Below are 20192 nucleotides of genomic sequence, written 5' to 3'. Positions count from 1 at the left end.
CGCCCACCGGACGGTTCACTACTTACGCGGCGGGTTGAGCGGCAGCCACTCCTCCAGCGTGGTCTCGAAGATCTGCGCCCCGTCGACGGGGATGAGAGTGCGCTCCTCGATCTTGGCGCCGTAGTACGGCGCATCGTCGTCACGGATGACCGTGCGGGGGTCGCCGCGGAAGGTCAGTCCGCGGCGGGCGAACTCGTCCATTCCGAATGCTTCCGGGCCGGCGATCTCGACGTCGCCGAGCGGCGTGCCGGCTGCCGCGCGTGCCACGGCGGTGGCGACATCCTCAGCCGCGATGGGTTGGATGAGCGCGCCGGGCAGGCGAACGATGTCGCCGTCGGTCGAGATGTCGGCGATGCTGCCGACGAACTCGAAGAACTGCGTGGCGTGCACCAGTGAGTACGCGATGCCGGACTCGCGGATGAGCTTCTCCTGCGCGACCTTCGCGGCGAAGTACGGGATGTTCTGCGGCCGGGTCGTGCCGACGATCGTGAGAGCGACGTGGTGGGTGACGCCTGCCTCGGCCTCGGCCTCGAGCAGGTTGCGGGTCGAGGTGGTGAAGAACTCGAGCACATCGTCCGGTGCGAACGACGGCGAATTCGACACATCCACGACGGTGCTCGCGCCGGTGAGTACTTCGGCGAGGCCCTCGCCGGTGAGGGAGTTGACTCCCGTGTTGGGCGAAGCGGCCACTGCTTCATGGCCGTGCTCGGTCAACTTCGCGACGACCTTCGAGCCGATGAGGCCGGTGCCTCCGATGACGACGATCTTTGCCATTTCATGCCTTTCCGATTGGAGGGTGCCGTGTGGCATCCACCAGCTAAGACAGGAGGGCGTCGTCAGGTGTGACAGGGCGGTGTCATCTGCTGTTGTGCGAGACGCTGTTCGTGATCGAGCGCAATACCTCGAGAGCAGCTGCTGCGCGCTCGGGCGTGAAGCCGAAGGTCTCGGTGACGGCCTGATAGATCCGTGGGCCGTGCACCCGGAGAGCGTCGCCATCCGGAGTGAGGCTGACGAGGACGGATCTCTCATCCTGGAGGTTGCGTGCACGGACGATCAGTCCCTGCTTCTCCATGCGCTTGAGCAGCGGAGTGATCGTGCCGTAGTCGGACTGCAGCCGCGAGACGAGTTTGCCGACCGGGAGGTCGTCGTTCTCCCAGAGGACGGCGAGCACGAGGTACTGCGGGTAGGACACTCCGAGGGGCTCGAGCAGTGGTCGGTATACGGATGCCACTGCACGGAAAGCAGAGTGCACGTTGAAGCACACCATGTCATCGAGTGCCACGACGGGCGGTTTGACTGACTTTGCCACGGCTCGAACCTAGCAGGCCAGACCGTAGAGAGCTATTCAATCGGGTGCGAGGGAAGCAAGCGTCCTCGGACAGAAGTCGTTCGAGCGCAGTGGCGTCGCCTCCCCGGGCCGCGTCGAGGAACGCGCGAAAGAGATTCTTCTGCGCTTCTCGATCAGCGACATGCGGAGCATCAGCCGACAGGTGTCTGCGTGCGCGGCTGACGAGTTGCCGAGCCGCGACCTCTGTCGTGCGGATGATCTCTGCGATCCGTGGATACGGGTACGCGAACGCCTCCCGCAGCACATAGGCCGCTCGCTCAGTAGGAGTAAGGCGCTCCATCAGGAGCAGTGTCGCGAACTCCAGGGCTTCGGCCCGTTCGGCTCCGAGTGTCGGATCGTCTGACGTGTCGACGGGGGTCGGCAGCCAGGGGCCGATGTACGTCTCGTGGCGGGAGTGCGCGCTGCCGAGTACGTTGATCGCCAGGCGAGTGGTCGTGGTCGCCAAGAATGCGCCCGGATCTCGTACCTCCGACTGATCGCACAAGTGCCATCGGATCCACGTCTCCTGCACGACATCCTCAGCCTCAAAAGCGCTTCCCAGCACCCGGTAGGCGATGCCGAACAGCCGCGGTCGATGTCGCAGGAACACGTCCAGCGCCTCGTCGTCGGAAGAGTAGACGTACTGCGGATACGGGGTCATGAGCCGCTCCAGTCGGGAAGGTTGCGTGCGTCGCAACCGAGCGACAGATTAGCGCGTGATCTTTTAAAAAGAAAGCTTTTATCTAGGAATAGCTGAAGATCGCTCACTGACGGGCTTCTGGACCCGCCAGTCGTGATACCGCGTAGGCGCGATCGTGGCTGTGGCCTCCGGCAGCAGGTCGCGGTGTGTCAGTCGTGCTCCGAAGTACGTGCCCAGCGGGTCGGGAACGACCTCGCGTTCGTCGTGGCGGTAGCGCAGATCCAGCACTGCCAACTCGTCGAGCGTGAAGACCTCAGGTCCGCCGAACTCGACGGTGCCGTAGAGCGGCTCGCCGAGTGCGGTCTGAGCGACGGCATTCGCGACATCATCGGCCGCCATCGGTTGGATGAGCACGTCCGCGACGCGCACGACACCACTGCGCACGGCGTGATCCGTGATGTTGCGGATGAACTCGAAGAACTGGGTCGCGTGCACGAGTGAGAACGGTCGCTGTGATGCCGAGATGAGACGCTCCTGCTGCTCTTTGGCGATGAAGTATCCGCCTTCAGCACGAGCCAGACGATCGGTGCCGACGACTGAGAGCGCGACGTGATGGCGCACACCGGCGGCTTCGCCGTAGCTGAGCAGATTCATCGTGGAGGTGTAGAAGAACTCGCGGGCAGCCTCCTCGTCGGTGTACGAGGAGTTGGAGACATCGACGACGACCTCGGCGCCGGCCAACGCATCGTCCAGCCCCTCGCCGGTGTAGGAGTTCACACCGGTCGCACGCGACGCGACGAAGATCTCATGACCGGTCGACTGCAGGGTTCGAACGAGTCTTGTGCCGATCAGACCTGTTCCACCGATAACCGTGATTCTCATGTCGCTGCTCCTTTGTATGTCGATTCGCCACGGACGCCCGTCCGTACTCCATTGACCGGTCAGCCTCCGCGGTTGTGACAATTCCCGAGCATCGGAATCCACACGGCAGATCTCGTCACAGACGTCGAAGTCGCCCGGTCTCTTCTGGCAACCCCATCCATCACACGAAAGGATCAGAAATGACCGACCACATTCTCGAGCCGGACGCTCAGGCGTTCGCCGATGCAGCATCCACGCCTCCGTTTCTCACAGACCTCGGCGTCGAGGGCGCGCGAAAGCTGTTGGATGACGTCCAGGCAGGACCGATCGACAAGCCCGACGTCGTCGACGAGTGGATCACCGTCGCCGCCGACGTCGGCGACGTGCAGGTGCGCATCGTCAAGCCGGTCGGAGCGGATCGGCCCCTGCCGGTGGTCCTCTACGTGCACGGCGGCGGCTGGGTGCTCGGCGATGCCGGCACACATGACCGGCTCGTGCGCGATCTCGCAACGGGAGCGGACGCAGCGGTTGTGTTCGTCGAGTACGACCGGTCACCAGAGGCGCAGCATCCGGTCGCCATCGAACAGGTTTACGCGACCGCCCGCTGGATCACGAACGAGGGCGAGGCGAAGGGGCTGGACGCCTCGAAGCTCGCCATCGCCGGCGACTCGGTCGGCGGGAACATGGCCGCGGTCGTCGCGATCCTCGCGAAGCGGCGCGGTGACGTCGCCTTCATCCATCAGTCGCTGTACTACCCCGTGACGGATGCCGGTCAGAACACCGAGAGCTATCGGGAGTTCGCCGAGGGGTTCCACCTCCGCGCCGACGCGATGGCGTGGTTCTGGGACAGCTATCTTCCCGACGAGCACACCCGCAAGGATGTCACGGCGTCACCGTTGCGCGCACCCGTCGACGAGCTCAAGGGCCTGCCGGAGACGTTCCTCATCGTCGACGAGAACGACGTCCTCCGCGACGAAGGCGAGGCGTACGGCCGCAAGCTCATCCAGGCGGGAGTCCGCACCACGCTCGCGCGCTACGACGCGACGATCCACGACTTCATGATGCTCAACCCCCTCCGCGGATCCGCTGCCAGCACCGCCGCGATCGAGCAGGCCGTCCACATTCTCCGCAAGGCGTTCGCGAACGCCTGACTCCCACAACGAACGAACACCACCCCGCAATACCCGCAACATCAACCAGAGAGAAGAAGATCATGACCGACCAGAAGCCCACCATCGTCCTCGTCCACGGCGCGTTCGCCGAGTCTGCATCGTGGAACGGCGTCATCCAGCGACTGCAGACGCACGGAGTGACCGCCGTCGCCGTCGCCAATCCGCTGCGCAGCCTCGCCGGTGACGCCGCCTACGTGCGTGACGTCATCGCCTCGATCGAAGGCCCCGTCGTGCTGGTGGGGCACTCCTACGGAGGCCTCGTCATCACAGAGGCGGCAGCCGACAACGCGGACGTCGTCGCACTCGTGTTCGTCTCCGCATTCGCCCCTGAAACCGGACAGAGCGCCTTCGAGCTCTCGAACAGCGCACCGGGAAGCACGCTGGGGGAAGCGCTCGTCGCCTATCCGGTCGCCACCGGGGGCAACGAGTTCGCGATCCGTCAGGACGTCTTCCACCACCAGTTCGCCGCCGACGTCGCAGAGGATGTCGCTGCGCTCATGGGCGCGACCCAGCGTCCTGTCACCGAGGCCGCGCTCTCGGACGGGCTGTCGACGCAGCGGCCGGCGTGGAAGAGCATTCCGTCGTGGCACGTGTTCGGCGACCAGGACCTCAACATTCCGCCGGCTGTGCTCCGCGATGGAGCCGTGCGTGCGGGGTCGCAGGGAACCCGGGAGATCGCGGGGGCCTCGCATGCGGTTCCGGTCTCGAACCCCGACGTCGTCGCCGAGGTGATCGCCGAGGCGGGCAAGGCCTACGTCGCCGGTCTCTCATCGAGCGCCGCGTAGCCATGTCGTCGTTCCCGCCGATCCGTCGCATCGACGCCGGCGAGCTGTCGGTCGCGTACCACGACGTCGGAGACCCAGGCGGGGACCCGGTCGTGCTGCTGCACGGATTCCCGTACGACGTCCACAGCTACGCAGAGGTCACTCCGCTGCTCGCCGACGCGGGCTACCGGGTCATCGTGCCCTACCTGCGTGGTCACGGGCCGACCCGGTTCTTGGACGCTCGCACTCCGCGATCCGGCCAGCAGGCCGCGCTCGGCGCCGATCTGCTCGCTCTTCTCGACGCGCTCGAGTTGAACGAGCCCACCCTGGCCGGCTACGACTGGGGTGGCAGGGCGGCGTGCGTCGTCGCGGCACTCTGGCCGGAGCGGATCTCGGGGCTGGTGTCGGTGAACGGCTATCTCATTCAGGACATCGCCGGCTCGCAGCATCCGATCCGTCCCGACCTCGAAGCGGGCTCCTGGTACTTCTGGTACTTCTCCACCGAACGTGGTCGACAAGGACTGGAAGAGAATCGGCGCGAGATCGCCGACGTGATCTGGCGCCGGAACTCACCGGAATGGCGGTTCACGGATCTCGATGTCGACAGGGCTGCGGCGGCATTCGCCAACCCAGACTACGTCGACGTCGTCATCCACTCGTACCGTCACCGGCTGGGGCTCGAATCGGGTGCATCACTCTACGACGCCCTCGAGCAGCGCCTCGCAGCGGCACCCGCCATCAGTGTTCCGACCATCACCCTGGACGGAACAGCGGACGGCAACTTCCCCGCGACGGACGGCTCGCAGCACGCGCACCTGTTCACCGGTGCACGGGAACATCGCCAGATCGCGCATGCCGGCCATCACCTGCCGGCGGAGGCGCCGCTCGAGTTCGCGGATGCTGTGCTCGATGTCGCTGGGCCGCCAGGAGACGGCAGCGGCACCCCCTGACCGTGTGACGCGCCGTCGCGATCCGACGGCGCGTCACACGTCTGCCGGGGTGGCGTCCGCCCGAGCGCGCTCCGCTCAGCGCACCTGATCGGTCGGGCGCACGAGGATCTCGTTCACCGCGACATGCTCTGGCTGGTCGAGAGCGAAGACGACCACCTCGGCGATGTCCTGCGGCTGGAGCGTGCGCATCGAGTCGCCGATGCTCGCCGCTGCCTCCCGCATCACCGGGTCGGTGATATGCGTGGTGAGCTCCGTGTCGACGAAGCCCGGCTCGACGACGATGACACGAACGCCCAACGTCGTCACCTCCTGCCGCAGCGACTCGGCGAACGCCGAGATCCCGAACTTCGTCGCCGCGTAGGCCCCGCTGCCGGCCGACGCGATGCGTCCGGAGGTCGACGAGACCTGCACGATCGCTCCGCGGCTCTCGATGAGGTGCGGCAGTGCGGCATGGATGGCGAACATCGATCCCAGCAGGTTCGTCTCGACCATCCGCACCCATTGCTCGGTGTCGGCGTCGAGGATCATGCCCGCCAGCATCACACCCGCATTGTTGACGAGCGCGTCGAGCCGTCCGAAATGTGTGACCGCCTCAGCGACCGCCAGGTTCACGGCCTCCGCACGCGTCACATCGAGCTCGACGGCGATCATCTCTCCCGATGCTTCCTCGACGAGTGCGTTCAACTGCTCGAGTCGGCGCCCCGCGGCGACGACTTTCGCGCCGGCGCGGGAGAGGGCGAGCGCGGTCGCCCGGCCGATACCCGACGATGCGCCGGTGACGAGTACGACCTGGTCCTTGAGGCTGCTGTTCATTCGACTCCTTTTGATCGATGGCGCCGCGATCGACGGATGCCGCCATGACGCCACGATCTCTGACCGGGAGGGCGCCGATCCTGTGACATGGTTCGAGCGCTGCCGCATCCGTGGCTGCGTTCGCCCGTCACAATTCGACCGTCGGATCGGTCTTCCATATCAACGACGATTCAAGGAGACAGAGATGGAAACAGCATCCGACTCCGCGGCGCTGAACAACGCGCTGGGAACGGAACAGTTCGTACTGCAGTCGATTGCGAGCTCGACGATCAGCGAATCGGGAACCCGGTCCACGATCTACCTGTCCACTCTTTCGGGCGGGCTCGTGGCGATCGGGTTCGCCGGCGACGCGCCCGATCTGCTCGGCGCCCTCACCTTCACTGTGTTCCCGACGATCTTCATGCTCGGATGGTTCACCGTGGTGCGACTGGTCGACAACAGCGTCGAGAACATCACCGTGCGCCAGCGCATGGAGCGGATCCGTGAGCACTTCGCCGGCCTGCATCCTGCCGGTGCTGCACTGATCGCGCTCGATGACCCGCGCACCGGCGAGCTGGGGGTGCGCTACGCCCGCTCATCGTTCCTGTTCACCATGGCCAGCATGATCGGCGCGGTGAATGCGGTGCTCGGCGGCGCGCTTGCGGCTCTCGTGCTGATCATCGGATTCGACACGGCATCATTGCCCGCGCAGATCACGGGGGTGGTGTTCGGGATCCTGCTGCTCGCAGCGACGCTGTCATATGAACGTCGCCGGATTCGCGCGGCGAACCTCGACAGGTCGTCGGCAGGAGGCGGAGCAGTGCGCGATTGAGGAGACTTCGGCGACTCTGTCACAGATCGCGGGGCTGATCGGTCAGAGCTTCCAGGAGACCAACTGCGCGGACGGCGCGGATCCAGAAACGGAGCGGGCGAGATGCGAATCGTTGTTATGGGCGGAACCGGACAGGTCGGCCGCATGGTCGTCGAAAGACTGGAACGACACGCGCAGGCTGTCGTCGTGGCGTCGCCGACGAGCGGAGTGGATGCGAGAACGGGACGAGGTCTCGACAGCGCGCTCGAGTATGCGGATGCCGTCATCGATGTGACCAACTCGCCAGACCTTGCCGGCCCGGCTGCTCGCGCCTTCTTCGAGGAGTCCACTCAGCGTCTGTTGGATGCTGAGGAACGAGCCGGCGTGAAGCACCATGTGCTCCTTTCCATCGTCGGTGCGGATCATGCCGGTGCGGATGGCTATTTCGCCGCGAAGCGCGCGCAGGAGCGGTTGGTGCAGACAGGGCCGATTCCCCATTCGATCCTGCGGTCCACGCAGTTCTACGACTTCGCCAGGGTGATCGCAGGATGGAACACCATCGCTGACACCGTCCGGCTGCCCTCGAAGCCTGTGCAGCCGATCGCCGCCTCGGATGTGGCAGAGGTCCTCGTGGAGATGGCGACGGGTACTCCGCTCGGCGGCGCGATGGACGTGGGCGGTCCGGAGAAGCTGCTGCTGCCGGAATTCGTCCATCGCGTGCTGCGGACAGACCACGACCCGCGCTACGTCGTCGAGGATGATGAGATCACCCCTGTCGGCTTCAACATTTCCGGTGATTCGCTGCTCCCGCATGCCCCCTTGCGCTTGGGGCCCACCACCCTGGAATCTTGGGTGCACGATGAGGGACGCCGGAGACTTGTCGGATCGCGCTGAGAGGTGGGAGCTGTGATGGTGAAGAACGACGCTCACGCACGAACCGACGACCTCGACGACGCGATTGCCGTCTTCGCGGCGCACCGACGGCGCCTGTTCGGGATCGCGTATCGGATGCTGGGCACCGTTGCCGATGCGGAGGACATCGTGCAGGAGACCTGGATCCGCTGGCAGAGCACCGATCGGACGGAGATCCTCGAGCCCGCTGCCTTCCTCGCGACGATCACAACGAGGCTGTCGATCAACGTGCTGCAGTCCGCGCACGCGAAGCGCGAGACGTACATCGGCCCCTGGCTGCCTGAGCCCGTGAACACGGATGACGACCCGGCCCTCGGCGCAGAGCGTGCTGAGGCGCTGCAGTTCGCGATCCTGCTGACACTGGAGAAGCTGACCCCGACCGAGCGGGCGGCGTACATCCTGCGCGAGGCGTTCGACTATCCGTATCCGCGTATCGCAGAGGTGATTTCGTCCACCGTCGTCAGCGCCAGGCAACTGGTCAGCAGGGCGCGCGCGCATCTGGAATCCACTCGCCATGTGGCGGTGGAGCCATCCGCTCAGCGCCGACTGCTGGAGGCATTCCTCGTCGCCGCGCAGAAGGGCGACGCCCAGGAACTCGAAAGCCTCTTCGCTGCCGATGTCGTGAGCTACTCGGACGGCAACGGCGTCAAGCTCGCGGCAAGGATCCCGGTGATCGGGCGCGGCAGGGTGGCGAAGTTCGTCGCGGCCTTCGCGCACCATTTCTGGATCGGCAAGTCGATCGACTGGGTCCAGGTGAACGGCCAGCCCGCGGCGACTCTCACAGAGAACGGCGAGGTCACCACGATGGTGACCGTCACGGCTTCGAACGACGGCATCCTTCAGCTTCTCTGGGTGATGAGTCCGCCCAAGCTCCGGCATGTCGCCGCGGTCGGCGCATGACCCGGAGGCAGTACCCGGCGTGGGCGCGCCGGAGGCGTCGTGGCGCGCCCGACAGCGCCACGATCGATGCGCTGGCGACAGCCATGATGTCCGGCAACGGCGACGACGTCCACACGGTTCTGCACCGCGACGTGGTGCTGACCATCGACAGCGGTGGCCTCGTCCCCGCCGCCTCGACGTCATCGGAAGGCCGGGTGCCCGCGGCATCCGGGTTGGCATCTCTGATGACACCGGAGACTGTGATCATCAAGGCGTCGATCAACGGCGCCCCTGGACTCATCCTCACGCGCGGCGACTCGGTGGTCGGCGCGATCACGGGCGAGATGCGATCCGGGCTGCTGTCGAGCCTCTGGGTCGTCTGCAATCCGGAGAAGCTGCGGCACTGGAACCGGTGAGGCTCACTTCGGCCTCACGGCCGAACGCGGACCGTCCGTCCCTCGAACGTGACGAGGTCGCCGTCGTGCAGCTGCCGCCCGCGGCGGCGCTCGGTCTCACCGTTGACGTCGACGTAGCCGTCGATGATGACCTCCTTGGCGTTGCCGCCGGAGTCGAGCAGGCCGGAGAACTTGAGGAACTGCCCGAGGCGGATGACCTCGCCCCCGATGGGCACGTCGTCGATCTGATCAGCGTTCGTCATTCCTGAATGCTAACCGCCCCGCGCGGGGACCGGATGCTGGCGGTGCCGTCCGGACGTCGGTGTTCCTTGCTATCGTGGCGCCGTGCGATGGCTTGCGGACGAGGCGAGTGGTTCACGATGTGTTCCGCTCTCTCCGGGGTCACCCCGGGGTACGCAGTCTGACCTGGAACGAACGCCGCAGGCGCCTCCTTGCGCTTCGCGCAATACAGCGCCCGCACTGATGGATGAGTCGTACGCAGGCCATCGCACGCCGCACGACGATCGGGCCGGCGCCCGTTCCATGACTGCCCTCTGATGGCGGCCACCACCGCATCACGTGTGCTCGCTCGCACGCCGCGCCCGCTGCCGTCGTCCGTGGCCGCATCTCTGGCCGACGCGTTCCTCGCGTCAGAGGTCTGGGCGCCGAAAGAGCTGATCCGAACCGGAGCGTTCGTCATGGGAGCTCGTCGCCGATGGCTCACACCGCTCGTGGGCGACGTGATGAGCGCATTCGTCCGCGCACCCGTCGATGCCCCACGCCTGCTCACCTCGGTGATCCTCCGCGCGCCCGACTTCATCGAGGCGGTGCGCAAGGCAGACGAGCGCCGTTCGCCGCTGCGCATCCACCACCACGTCGTCGGTCCCTCGACGTCGCAGCCGCCGTCGGGCCCGCTTCCCCGTATCGACAGCATCCCGGATCTCGCCGTCCTCCTCGATCTGGACGTCGGACGGCTCCAGTGGCTCGCCGACACGAAGCAGTGGAATCGCCGCGCGCGCCCAGGGCCACTGCACCACTACCAGTACGAGTGGCGCGCACGGCCAGGGCGGATCCCCAGACTGCTGGAGATCCCCGAGCAGCGGATGCGCCGTGTGCAGCGCACGCTCCTGGAGAGGGTGCTCGGCCTCATTCCCGTGAACGGCGCCGCCCACGGCTTCGTCCCCGGCCGCAGCGCGGTCACCGGGGCCGCGCACCACACGGGATCCGACATCGTCATATCGCTCGACCTCACCACATTCTTCGCCCGTGTGACAGCGGGCCGCATCTTCGGCACGCTCCGTCAGTCGGGATTGTCCGAACCCGTCTCGCACGTGATCACCGGGCTGTGCACCAACGCCGTCCCTCCGCGCGTGCTCGCGGCCATGCCGCCCGGCGGCTCACCCGAAGAGCGGTTCGCCCTGCGCCAGGCTCTGGCAACGAGTCATCTGCCGCAGGGCGCTCCCTCCTCGCCGATGCTCGCCAACCTCGCGATCCGGCGTCTCGATTCACGACTGACCGGATGGGCGGATGCCGTCGATGCGACGTACACGCGATACGCGGACGACCTCGCGTTCAGCGGCGGCTCGACACTCGCCAAGCGCCCGGATGCCTTCATCCGCGGAGTGCAGCGGATCATCGAAGACGAAGGGCATTTGGCCAACCCGCGGAAGACGAGGGTCAGGCGTCAGGGAGTCAGACAGACCGTTACAGGGATCGTCGTCAACCAGCGCGCCAACGTCTCGCGCGCCGACTTCGATCGGCTCAAGGCGACGATCCACAACTGCGTCCTCCACGGTCCGCACACCCAGAATCACCGCAGTCTCGACGATTTCCGTGCGCACCTGCTGGGCCGCATCTCGTGGGTCGAGAGCCTGAACCCGCCGCGAGGGGCGCGGCTTCGTCAGGAGTTCCTGCGCATCCGGTGGTGACTCACCGCTGGGTGCGCTTCGGCCGGTACGTCCGCCCGAAGCTGCGCTCTGCGCCCTCGTACATCTCGACCAGCTCCCAGTCGTAGCGGCGCCCGCCGGGGACATCGAAGATCCGGATGCCGTCGCCGAGGAACACCGGAGCGACGAAGACCTGCAGTTCGTCGATCAGATCGTGCTCCAGAGCCTGGCGGGCGATGTCCGCACTGATGATCTGCACGTCCTTGTCGCCGGCGATCTCCCGTGCGCGGCGGATCGCCTCGACGACATCGCAGTTCAGCGGGACGATCGTCGGATCATCCGCGATCTCCTCCGGCCGGTGCGTGAGGATGAACTCGGTGCCCGACCACGCGCCGCCGTACGCCTCTGAGGTCATCTCGTCGCGCTCGTCCTGCTGGGCCTTCGCGGCGTCGTAGCCCGATCTGCCGGAGATGATCACTCCCACCTCGCCGGCCATGCTCGCCGTCATGCCCTCGGCCATCGGCTCCGAGGCCGACAGCCAGCTCATGTCGTGACCGGGGCCGGCGATGAAGCCGTCGATCGAGCTCGTGAATCCCCATGCGACTTTGCCCATGACCTAATCATCGCCGTCGAACAGGCCGCCGTCGAGTATCCAGTTGTAGCGCATGCGAAGGGCACGCTCGGTGCTCGCCACGAGTGCCGCGACGACCAGCGTGATGTTCGTCCACGCCGGGAGTTGGATCGGGCTGACGAACGTACCGACGGCGTCGGCCACGGGAGGTATCCGCGTGATGTCCTCGACGATCTGCGGCACACCGAGCACGAGTGCGATCAAGAGTACGACCACCGACACGACGCCGATCGCGCGGCTCAAGGTCGGACTGCTCTGATCCAGGCGAGCACGTCGCCCCTCGGCGGATGCTCGATCGGGCACCAGCATCCGAGTTGTCCCGTCTTCGGCGACGTAGTGACAGCGCTTGAGGCCGTAGCTGCTCGTGGCCACTTCGACTATGCCACCGGGGATGCGGAACGCCGCGGGAAGCCTGGAGCGTGACTGGTTGCGTCCGTCGAGGTAGAGCAGGGCCCACACCTCTCCGTTCGAGTCACCGCCATGGCGGACGTCGACCGACCAGACCTCCGGTGCACCGGTGACGCCTTCGAGGCGCAGATGGAACAGCGAGCGTGAGAACAACTGCCACCAGCGATATCGCTGCAGCGGGTGATCGTCTCCCGGCTTGGCTCTGCGCACCATTCGTCATCCCCTTCTACGTCCGTGAGATCGACGCTACAAGCGGCCCGGAGCGCGAGGGAGTGCCGAACCGTCCCCTATCGGCATGACATTGGTCACGGTCTTCCCTGCACAGAATCGTCCGGTCGGGTGCCGCGCGTCGCAGGGACGTTCAGTGCCCCGGATGGTCCCCACCGGTGATCTGGTCGAGCAGGTGATCGAGAACGTCGTCGAGCACGGCGAGCCCGTCACGCACCCCGCCGGTCGAGCCGGGGAGGTTCATCACGAGCGTGCGGCCGGCGACACCGGCGACAGCCCGGCTGAGGATCGCCGTCGGTGTGATGGCGGCTCCGCGCCTTCGGACCTCCTCGGCGATGCCAGGCAGCTCCAGGTCCAGCAGCTTCCTGGTCGCCTCCGGTGTGCGGTCATCGGGTGAGACGCCGGTTCCGCCGGTGGTGAGAATCAGATCCGGATGCTCCGCGAGCAGCTCCGCGAGTGCATCGGCGATCGCGGCATCCGCCACGACGACCGGACCTGCCACCTCGAAACCGCGGGCACGCAGCCACTCGGCGACCACCGGACCGGTGCGATCCTCGTATGTCCCCGCCGCCGCACGGGTCGAGGCGACGAGAACCGCGGCGCGCCTGGTCATTCGCGAGACCAGTCGCCGCTCTTGCCGCCCGACTTCGCCAGTACGAGCACGTCGGTGATCACGGCGCGATTGTCGACGGCCTTGATCATGTCGTAGAGCGTCAGGGCCGCGATGTTCGCGGCGGTCAGCGCCTCCATCTCGACGCCGGTGACGCCGTTGGTCACCGCGGTCGCGACGATCCGCACGCGGTCGCCCTGTGGTTCGAGGTCGACCGAGAGCTTGGTCAGCGGCAGCGGGTGGCACAGCGGGATCAGGTTCGACGTCTGCTTGGCGCCCATGATGCCGGCCAGACGTGCCGTTCCCAGTGCCTCGCCCTTCGGCAGCGAGCCGTCGGCGATCTTCGCCACGACCTCTTCGGTCGTCACGAGCACCGCCTGTGCGCGCGCCTCGCGTCGCGTGACCGCCTTGTCGGTGACATCGACCATGTGGGCCGAGCCGTCGGAACGCAGGTGCGTCAGGTCACTCATCGATTCTCCATACCTCGACCTCGGCGCCCGCGGGGAGCGCGTCGACGCCGATCGGAACGTGCACCAGGACCGTCGCCCGCGCGTAGTCGTGCAGCAGGTGCGAACCAGGAGCTCCCACCTCGACGCTACCGTCCGCGCGCAATCGTCCGCGACGGATCTGGTGCTTCTCGCGCGGGGAGCTGAGGGCCTCGGCCAACGGGGCCCGCTGCACACGACGACAGGGATCGAGCCCGGCGGACCTGCGCAGGATCGGGCGGAGGAACATCTCGAACGACAGCAGGGCGGAGACCGGATTGCCGGGGAACGCGATGACGGGCACCGCTCGTTCATGCAGCCGGGCGGTCCCCAGTCCCTGCGGACCGCCCGGCTGCATCGCCACCTTTCCGAACCGCACGCCGGCCGGCTCGAGAGCGTCGCGCACCACCTCGAAGGCGCCGGCGCTGACTCCGCCGGTCGTGACGATCAGGTCGGCATCCGGATGCTGTGCGATCGCGTGGAGCACGGCCGAGGCGTCGTCCGGGGCGAAGGCGACCTGCACGATCGCACCGGAGTCCTCCATCGCCGCCGTGAGCGACGCGGTGTTCGCGTCGTAGATCTGCCCCGGCTCGAGCTCGTCGCCCGGTGCACGCAGCTCATGACCGGTGGAGAGCAGCAGCACGACCGGACGCGCCCGCACCCGCACCTCGGTGACTCCGGCGGAGGCCAGCGAGCCCAGTTGCGCAGGTCCCAGCCGCGTGCCGGCCGGCAGGATCGTCGACCCCGCTGCGAGGTCGGCACCCGCCTCACGCACGAACGCACCGGCCTGCACCGGCGCGTAGAAGCGGACTGTGGTGTCCGCGGAGCTCTCGCCCGTCTCGGTGCCGATGCCGATGAAGCGCGGCGGATCCGCGATCTCGATCGGCACGACGGCATCCGCTCCCGAGGGGATCGGCGCACCGGTCATCACCGGCGCAGCAGTGCCGGGAACGTGTTCGTGCACGGCGTCGCCGGCGGCACTGGTCGTGCCGATGCGCAGAGTCGCCGGGGCATCGGCGGCGGCCGATTCCAGGTCGGCAGCGCGGACGGCGTATCCGTCCATCTGCGAGTTCCGGAACGGCGGCACGGTGATCGGGCTGCGCACATCCGCCGCCAGGACACGGCCGGATGCTGCGCCCCGGCTCAGCGCGATCAACTCGGATCGCGCATCATCGGCAAGGCTGTCGAAGATCGGGGCGAGCAACTGCGACACGGCGTCGGCGTGCTCCGCCGGGGTGGCCGGGTGCTGCGCCGGGGCGATTGGGTTCGAAGTCATGGTTCGATCATCCTCCGGCGAACGGCGGAAGGATGTCGACCTGCGCGCCGGTGGGATGGGCGAGGTCGCGGCGCACCACGCCATCGAGAAGGAACGAGCCGGACCGGAGCACGCGCGCCATCGGCTCGCCGTAATTGCGGACCAGAACCTCGCGCAGCCCGCCGAGGGTCGAATCGGAGCCGAGATCGAGCTCCTCCTGCTCGCGACCCGCTGCCTCAGAGGCGGCAGCGAAGTATCGCACCGTCACGATTGCCATGCTGTCCATTCTAGTTCAGAGTGTGGAATTCGATCTTCGTATCGTGGAAACTCGCTGCCGACTGGCGGAGTTCGACGCGTACTATTGCAACCATGATCCCGCTCGTCGAGCCGGGCCCCGCGCTGGAGCCCGAGCGCATCACACGTTACAGCCGTCAGCTGATGCTGCCCGGGTTCGGTGAAGACGCGCAGCGGCGACTCGCGGCGGCCCGCGTGCTCGTGATCGGCGCCGGCGGACTCGGCAGCGCCATCGTTCCCATTCTCGCCGGCTCCGGCATCGGCACCATCGGGGTCGCCGACGACGACGTCGTCGAGCTGTCGAACCTGCACCGTCAGCTCAGCCACGGCACGGGCGACATCGGGCGGGCGAAGGTCGACTCGCTCGCCGACACCGTGCGGGCCATCGACCCCGCGCGTGAACTGATCGTCCACCGCGAGCGACTGACGTCGCAGAACCTGCCCGCGATCGTCGAGGGCTACGACCTCATCGTCGACGGAAGCGACAACTTCCCGACACGCTACCTCGCGAACGACGCGGCGGAGCTCGCGGGCAAACCGCTCGTCTGGGGCAGCATCCTGCGCTTCCACGGACAGGTCGGAGTGGCATGGCGCGAACACGGGCCGACGTTCCGCGACCTGTTCCCCTCACCGCCGCCGGCCGACGAGACTCTCTCGTGCGAGCTCGGCGGAGTGCTGCCGAGCCTGTGCACCGCGATCGGATCGCTCATGGCGACCGAGGTCGTCAAGCTCATCGTGGGGATCGGCGAACCACTGCTGGGTCGGGTGGTCTTCTACGACGCGCTCACGGCCCGCACGCGTGAGATCGCATATGCCGCTGACGACATGCGTGCGCCGGTGACCGAACTCATCGACTACGAGCAGTTCTGCGGAGTGCGCAGCGAGCCGGCAGCCGATGACGCGGCGACGACATCGGCCGCCGAGCTGCTGCAGTGGATGAGAGAGCACCGACCGGTACGGCTGATCGACGTGCGCGAGCCGCACGAGGCGCGCGCGCGGCGCATAGCAGGTGGGCAGCTGCTGCCGCTGGGCCGTCTGGACGCAGGGGAGATCCCGGAGGGTTCGAGCGACGAGCCGATCGTCATCTACTGCGAGCGCGACCCGCGCTCCCGCCGCGCCGTGCGCACGCTGATCGAGCGCGGGTTCCGCGTGACGTATCTCGCCGGCGGCATCCAGGCCTTCGTCGCCGTCGGCGGAGACGTGGTCGGCGATGCAGTGCCGGATGATGCGAGCAGGAATCCCGCTCGGATGGAGCACGTGACCTCATGACGACGACCTTCGCGCTGATCTCCGAGGAACCGATCGACGAGGCGGCCGTCCGCGCCGCCGTTGGCTCGGACGAGCACGGCGCCATCGTCACCTTCTGCGGTGTCGTGCGGGACCACGACGGTGGGCGCTCGGTGCGCTCGCTCGACTATCGTGCGCATCCGGATGCTGCGCGGTTCCTCGCCGAGATCGTCGAGCGGGTGCGGGCCGAGACCGGGCTGCTGGTCGCCGCCGCGCATCGCGTCGGCGATCTGCGCATCGGCGACATCGCCCTGTATGCCGCAGCATCCGGTGGTCACCGCGCGGAGTCGTTCCGCGCGTGCGAGCTCGTGGTCGAGGAGATCAAGCGCGGCGTGCCGATCTGGAAGCGACAGCACTACGAAGACGGCGTCTCGGAGTGGGTCGGTCTCTGACCTCCCGCGAGACTGCAACACCACGCCGAGAATGCGGCGAAACCGGGCCGGCTCGGCGTGGTCTTGCAGTTTCGAGTCAACCCCCGATGTAGCTCATCTCGATGCGCTGGCGCGAGGCGCGCAGCTCTGGGGTGAGGCTCGAGCGGATCTCGGAGTACCGGTCATCCCGAGCGCCCCAGATCGCCGCCATGGCTGCGGCGAGCTGCTCGTCGTCGGCGCCACCGCGCATCAGCGCCCGCAGATCGTGCCCCTCTGAGGCGAACAGGCAGGTGAACAGCTTGCCCTCCGTCGAGATGCGCGCCCGATTGCACGTGCCGCAGAACGTGTTGGTCACCGAGGAGATCACGCCGATCTCACCCGAGCCGTCGGTGTAGCGCCAGCGCTGGGCGGTCTCGCCCGTCACCGTGGCGCCCACCGGTTCGAGCGGATGCCGTGCGCTGATCCGCTCGACGATCTCGGCCGATGGCACCACCTCGTCGAGCGACCAGCCATTGGATGTGCCGACGTCCATGTACTCGATGAACCGCAGCGTGTACGGGGTGCCCTTGAAATGGGCCGCCATCGCCTCGATCTCGCCGTCGTTCAGTCCGCGCTTGACGACCATGTTCAGCTTGATGGGGCCGAGGCCGGCGGCGTGGGCCGCGTCAAGGCCGTCCAGCACACGCGAGACGGGGAAGCGCACGTCGTTCATCCGCTGGAACAGTTCGTCGTCCAGCGAGTCGATCGAGACGGTGAGGCGGCCGAGCCCGGCATCCTTCAGTGCCTGCGCCTTCACGGTCAGCGCCGAGCCGTTCGTGGTGAGGGCGATCTCCAGCTTGTCGCCCTCCGGCGTGCGCAGCGCCGCGAGCCGTGAGATGAGCTCCTCGATGCCGCGACGCAGCAGCGGCTCGCCGCCGGTCAGGCGCAGTTTACGCACGCCGTGGGCGGCCGCGACGCGCGCGATCCGCTCGATCTCCTCGAAACTCAGCAGTTCATCACGATCCAGGAATGCATAGTCGCGACCGAATACCGCGCGCGGCATGCAGTACACGCAGCGGAAATTGCAGCGGTCGGTCACGGAGATCCGCAGATCGCGCATCGGGCGGTCGAACCGGTCGACCAGCCCGCCGGTCGAGGGCAGGCGCGACGCCCCTGTCACCCGCCCTGGTGCGGGAATCGGAATGATCGCCATCGCCGTCCCTTTCGTGTGGGCAACGGTAGCACCGCTCAGAGCGACCGGCGCACGGAGACGTCCTGTTCGTCGATCGAGAACGACAGCACGGCATCGGGACGCACGCCGGCGTCAACGGCGATCATGGACGAGCAGTCGACGGCGATGTCGGGATGCTCGGCGGTGAACAGCCGCACTCCACCGGGAATCGCCTCGAAGTGCGCGACGGTCCCCGTCCAGGTGTTCGGCGAGCGCGAACCGCGGGACGTTGAGCGAGCGGAGCGAGACGAAACGCGCTGAGCGAGCGTCAGCGGGTCGAAGCGTTGGCCGAACAGCTCGGTGCCGTCATCCTGCTCCGTGCCGCCATCCGACTCCGAGACCGGTCGAAGCCGAACGGCCCCGGGCGAGAACACCGCCGTGCCAGCCTCGCCCGGCGCCAACGGGTCGCCGAGTCCGATCCAACGGATTCCCGATCCTGGAACCGATGCGTCTCCGGCATCCACCTGCAACAGGCCGTCGCCGTCGGCGATGCCCGTGACGAGATTGACCCCGGCGATGGCGGCGACGAACGGCGAATTCGGGTGACCGAGCACCTCGCGGGTCTCGCCCTGCTGCACGACGCGTCCGTCATTCAGCACGACGGTGCGCGACGCGAGCACGACGGCATCCATCGCGTCGTGCGTGACGAGCACGATCGGAATGCCGATGCGATCGCGCTGCTCGCGGATCAGGCGTCTGGCCTGCGTCGCGGTCTGCACGTCAAGCGCCGCGAACGGTTCGTCCAGCAACAGGGCATCCGGCTTCGCCGCCAACGCCCTGGCCAGCGCGACTCGCTGCTGCTGACCGCCGGAGAGTTGCGCCGGACGGCGCAGTGCGAACTCCGCCAGTCCGACTTCGGCGAGCCACTCGTGGGCGGCATCGCGGGCCTCGGTGCGGGATACGCCCTGTGCCCGCGGCCCGAAGGCGATGTTCTCGAGTGCGGTGAGATGCGGGAACAGCATCGCGCGCTGCCCGAGCAGCCCGATCCGCCGCCGTTCGGGCGGCAGGGCGTTCAGCGCACGGCTGTTCAGAGCGATGGAGCCGTCAACCATCGGCAGGTGCCCGGCGATCGCGCCGAGAAGGGTCGACTTGCCCGAGCCGTTCGGTCCGAGCACCGCCAGCACTTCGCCGGCACGCGCGGCGATCGCCGCCTCGAGCGTGAAGCCTCCGACCCGGGCGCGGATGTCGACGGCGAGAGTCATCGCACCGCATCCTCTCGCCAGCTGCGCATCAGCACGAGCACCGCCAGCGCCACGACGATGAGCATGAGCGAAAGCGCGACAGCCGTGTCTTCACGCACCCCGGCGCCGTTGAATGCCGTGTAGATCGCCAGCGGCATCGTGCGGGTCACGCCCGGTGCGTTTCCGGCGAAGAGCGCCGTCGCCCCGAACTCGCCGAGCGCGCGGGCGAAGCACAGCACCGTGCCTGCGATGAGGCCCGGTGCGACCAGCGGCAGCGTCACCCTCCGGAACACCGTGAAGCGCCGTGCGCCGAGGCTGGCCGCGACCTGCTCGTGACCGGTGCCGGCGGTGCGCAGCGCGCCCTCGACCGAGATCACCAGGAACGGCAGGGCGACGAACGCCTGTGCGATGACCACGGCGACGGTCGTGAACGGGATGCGCAGACCGGCGAGAGCGAGGGCATCGCCGAGCAGCCCGTTGCGCCCGAACAATGAGAGCAACGCGATGCCGCCGACGAGCGGAGGCAGCACGAGCGGAAGCGTCGCGAGCGTCCGCAGCATCGCGGCCAGCCATCCGGGACTCCGCGCGATCACGAGTGCCAGCGGAACGCCGAGAAGCACGCAGACCACGGTGGCGATCGTCGCCGTCGACAGCGAAAGCCCGAGGGCCTGCAGCGCCTCGGGCGACGTCATCGCCGCCGGAACCCCTGCCCAGTCCAGCCGCACAAGCAGAGCGACGAACGGAAGCACGAGCAGCAGCGTGCCGATCGCCGCTGGTATCAGCAGCCACGGCGGCAGATTCGTCACCGACCCATGGCTGCCGAGACGCCGTGGCGCATTGGCA

General features: G+C 67.4%; 25 protein-coding genes. 10 read left to right on the top strand and 15 right to left on the bottom strand.

Going from position 1 to position 20192, the window contains the following annotated elements; translation table 11 throughout:
- Window positions 1-18: 18 nt before the first annotated feature.
- The 4 genes from IEV67_RS04035 to IEV67_RS04020 all read right to left on the bottom strand — a co-directional run bounded on the left by IEV67_RS04035 (window position 19) and on the right by IEV67_RS04020 (window position 2849).
- Complete coding sequence (locus IEV67_RS04035; protein ID WP_188435271.1) at window positions 19-774, bottom strand: SDR family oxidoreductase; 756 nt, start codon at window positions 772-774, stop codon at window positions 19-21.
- A gap of 82 nt (window positions 775-856) precedes the next feature.
- Entirely contained in the window at window positions 857-1309 is a 453-nt protein-coding gene (locus IEV67_RS04030; RefSeq protein WP_188435270.1) for a MarR family winged helix-turn-helix transcriptional regulator, read from the bottom strand.
- A complete protein-coding gene (locus IEV67_RS04025; protein WP_188435269.1) occupies window positions 1269-1988 on the bottom strand; it encodes a sigma factor in 720 nt (239 codons plus the stop codon). Before IEV67_RS04025 ends, IEV67_RS04030 begins: the two co-directional genes overlap by 41 nt.
- A 78-nt stretch (window positions 1989-2066) precedes the next feature.
- Window positions 2067-2849, bottom strand: a complete 783-nt coding sequence (locus IEV67_RS04020; RefSeq protein WP_188435268.1) for an SDR family oxidoreductase — start codon at window positions 2847-2849, stop codon at window positions 2067-2069.
- 179 nt (window positions 2850-3028) lie between these two features.
- Between IEV67_RS04020 and IEV67_RS04015 the strand changes: the two genes are divergently transcribed.
- The 3 genes from IEV67_RS04015 (at window position 3029) to IEV67_RS04005 (ending at window position 5714) form a co-directional block, all read left to right on the top strand.
- Window positions 3029-3979: an alpha/beta hydrolase gene (locus tag IEV67_RS04015; protein WP_188435267.1), complete on the top strand. Its 951-nt coding sequence runs from the start codon at window positions 3029-3031 to the stop codon at window positions 3977-3979.
- Window positions 3980-4041: 62 nt separating this feature from the next.
- A complete protein-coding gene (locus tag IEV67_RS04010; protein ID WP_188435266.1) occupies window positions 4042-4785 on the top strand; it encodes an alpha/beta fold hydrolase in 744 nt (247 codons plus the stop codon).
- A 2-nt stretch (window positions 4786-4787) separates the two neighbouring features.
- Window positions 4788-5714: an alpha/beta fold hydrolase gene (locus tag IEV67_RS04005; protein ID WP_188435265.1), complete on the top strand. Its 927-nt coding sequence runs from the start codon at window positions 4788-4790 to the stop codon at window positions 5712-5714.
- Between the two features lie 75 nt (window positions 5715-5789).
- Here IEV67_RS04005 and IEV67_RS04000 read toward each other — a convergent pair whose 3' ends face one another.
- The gene (locus IEV67_RS04000; RefSeq protein WP_188435264.1) at window positions 5790-6527 is read right to left on the bottom strand and encodes an SDR family oxidoreductase; all 738 of its coding nucleotides are present in this window, start codon (window positions 6525-6527) and stop codon (window positions 5790-5792) included.
- Window positions 6528-6711: 184 nt separating this feature from the next.
- On the opposite strand from IEV67_RS04000, the gene IEV67_RS03995 reads away from it, so the two are divergent.
- The 4 genes from IEV67_RS03995 to IEV67_RS03980 all read left to right on the top strand — a co-directional run bounded on the left by IEV67_RS03995 (window position 6712) and on the right by IEV67_RS03980 (window position 9524).
- Window positions 6712-7338, top strand: coding sequence for a hypothetical protein (locus IEV67_RS03995; RefSeq protein WP_188435263.1), 627 nt, complete (start codon window positions 6712-6714; stop codon window positions 7336-7338).
- 102 nt (window positions 7339-7440) lie between these two features.
- Window positions 7441-8211 carry an SDR family oxidoreductase gene (locus IEV67_RS03990; RefSeq protein WP_188435262.1) on the top strand — a complete coding sequence of 257 codons (771 nt, stop codon included), beginning with the start codon at window positions 7441-7443 and terminating at the stop codon, window positions 8209-8211.
- 15 nt (window positions 8212-8226) lie between these two features.
- Window positions 8227-9129 carry an RNA polymerase sigma-70 factor gene (locus IEV67_RS03985; RefSeq protein ID WP_188435261.1) on the top strand — a complete coding sequence of 301 codons (903 nt, stop codon included), beginning with the start codon at window positions 8227-8229 and terminating at the stop codon, window positions 9127-9129.
- Window positions 9126-9524 carry a sigma-70 family RNA polymerase sigma factor family protein gene (locus IEV67_RS03980; protein WP_188435260.1) on the top strand — a complete coding sequence of 133 codons (399 nt, stop codon included), beginning with the start codon at window positions 9126-9128 and terminating at the stop codon, window positions 9522-9524. The genes IEV67_RS03985 and IEV67_RS03980 overlap by 4 nt, the downstream gene beginning before the upstream one ends.
- A gap of 14 nt (window positions 9525-9538) precedes the next feature.
- On the opposite strand, the gene IEV67_RS03975 is transcribed toward IEV67_RS03980, so the two are convergent.
- A complete protein-coding gene (locus IEV67_RS03975) occupies window positions 9539-9766 on the bottom strand; it encodes an RNA-binding S4 domain-containing protein (protein ID WP_188435259.1) in 228 nt (75 codons plus the stop codon).
- Between the two features lie 294 nt (window positions 9767-10060).
- On the opposite strand from IEV67_RS03975, the gene IEV67_RS03970 reads away from it, so the two are divergent.
- The gene (locus IEV67_RS03970; RefSeq protein WP_188435258.1) at window positions 10061-11431 is read left to right on the top strand and encodes a reverse transcriptase family protein; all 1371 of its coding nucleotides are present in this window, start codon (window positions 10061-10063) and stop codon (window positions 11429-11431) included.
- A 1-nt stretch (window position 11432) separates the two neighbouring features.
- Here IEV67_RS03970 and IEV67_RS03965 read toward each other — a convergent pair whose 3' ends face one another.
- The 6 genes from IEV67_RS03965 to IEV67_RS03940 form a co-directional block, all read right to left on the bottom strand.
- Complete coding sequence (locus tag IEV67_RS03965; protein ID WP_188435257.1) at window positions 11433-12002, bottom strand: dihydrofolate reductase family protein; 570 nt, start codon at window positions 12000-12002, stop codon at window positions 11433-11435.
- A 3-nt stretch (window positions 12003-12005) separates the two neighbouring features.
- A complete protein-coding gene (locus IEV67_RS03960; protein WP_188435256.1) occupies window positions 12006-12641 on the bottom strand; it encodes a hypothetical protein in 636 nt (211 codons plus the stop codon).
- A gap of 148 nt (window positions 12642-12789) precedes the next feature.
- Window positions 12790-13269: a MogA/MoaB family molybdenum cofactor biosynthesis protein gene (locus IEV67_RS03955; protein ID WP_188435255.1), complete on the bottom strand. Its 480-nt coding sequence runs from the start codon at window positions 13267-13269 to the stop codon at window positions 12790-12792.
- The gene (gene moaC / locus IEV67_RS03950; protein WP_188435254.1) at window positions 13266-13736 is read right to left on the bottom strand and encodes a cyclic pyranopterin monophosphate synthase MoaC; all 471 of its coding nucleotides are present in this window, start codon (window positions 13734-13736) and stop codon (window positions 13266-13268) included. Before moaC ends, IEV67_RS03955 begins: the two co-directional genes overlap by 4 nt.
- Window positions 13729-15027 (bottom strand): molybdopterin molybdotransferase MoeA, encoded by a 1299-nt coding sequence (locus IEV67_RS03945; RefSeq protein ID WP_188435253.1) that lies wholly within the window; start codon window positions 15025-15027, stop codon window positions 13729-13731. Before IEV67_RS03945 ends, moaC begins: the two co-directional genes overlap by 8 nt.
- A gap of 7 nt (window positions 15028-15034) precedes the next feature.
- On the bottom strand, window positions 15035-15283 hold the full coding sequence (locus tag IEV67_RS03940; RefSeq protein ID WP_188435252.1) for a MoaD/ThiS family protein: 249 nt from the start codon (window positions 15281-15283) through the stop codon (window positions 15035-15037).
- A gap of 92 nt (window positions 15284-15375) precedes the next feature.
- On the opposite strand from IEV67_RS03940, the gene IEV67_RS03935 reads away from it, so the two are divergent.
- Both IEV67_RS03935 and IEV67_RS03930 read left to right on the top strand, forming a co-directional pair.
- Complete coding sequence (locus IEV67_RS03935; protein ID WP_188435251.1) at window positions 15376-16569, top strand: ThiF family adenylyltransferase; 1194 nt, start codon at window positions 15376-15378, stop codon at window positions 16567-16569.
- Window positions 16566-16979, top strand: coding sequence for a molybdenum cofactor biosynthesis protein MoaE (locus IEV67_RS03930; RefSeq protein WP_188435250.1), 414 nt, complete (start codon window positions 16566-16568; stop codon window positions 16977-16979). The genes IEV67_RS03935 and IEV67_RS03930 overlap by 4 nt, the downstream gene beginning before the upstream one ends.
- Window positions 16980-17055: 76 nt before the next feature.
- Here IEV67_RS03930 and moaA read toward each other — a convergent pair whose 3' ends face one another.
- From moaA to IEV67_RS03915, 3 genes are read right to left on the bottom strand one after another with little or no spacing between them, the layout of a single operon-like run.
- Complete coding sequence (moaA, locus tag IEV67_RS03925; RefSeq protein ID WP_188435249.1) at window positions 17056-18150, bottom strand: GTP 3',8-cyclase MoaA; 1095 nt, start codon at window positions 18148-18150, stop codon at window positions 17056-17058.
- A gap of 35 nt (window positions 18151-18185) precedes the next feature.
- Window positions 18186-19370 carry an ABC transporter ATP-binding protein gene (locus tag IEV67_RS03920; RefSeq protein ID WP_188435248.1) on the bottom strand — a complete coding sequence of 395 codons (1185 nt, stop codon included), beginning with the start codon at window positions 19368-19370 and terminating at the stop codon, window positions 18186-18188.
- Entirely contained in the window at window positions 19367-20155 is a 789-nt protein-coding gene (locus tag IEV67_RS03915; protein ID WP_229702825.1) for an ABC transporter permease, read from the bottom strand. Before IEV67_RS03915 ends, IEV67_RS03920 begins: the two co-directional genes overlap by 4 nt.
- Between the last annotated feature and the right edge of the window lie 37 nt (window positions 20156-20192).

The organism is Microbacterium murale, from assembly GCF_014635185.1.
Classification (GTDB): Bacteria; Actinomycetota; Actinomycetes; order Actinomycetales; family Microbacteriaceae; genus Microbacterium; species Microbacterium murale.
The sequence above is the reverse complement of the archived record's forward strand: the minus strand, read 5'-3'. Positions and strand labels throughout refer to the sequence as shown.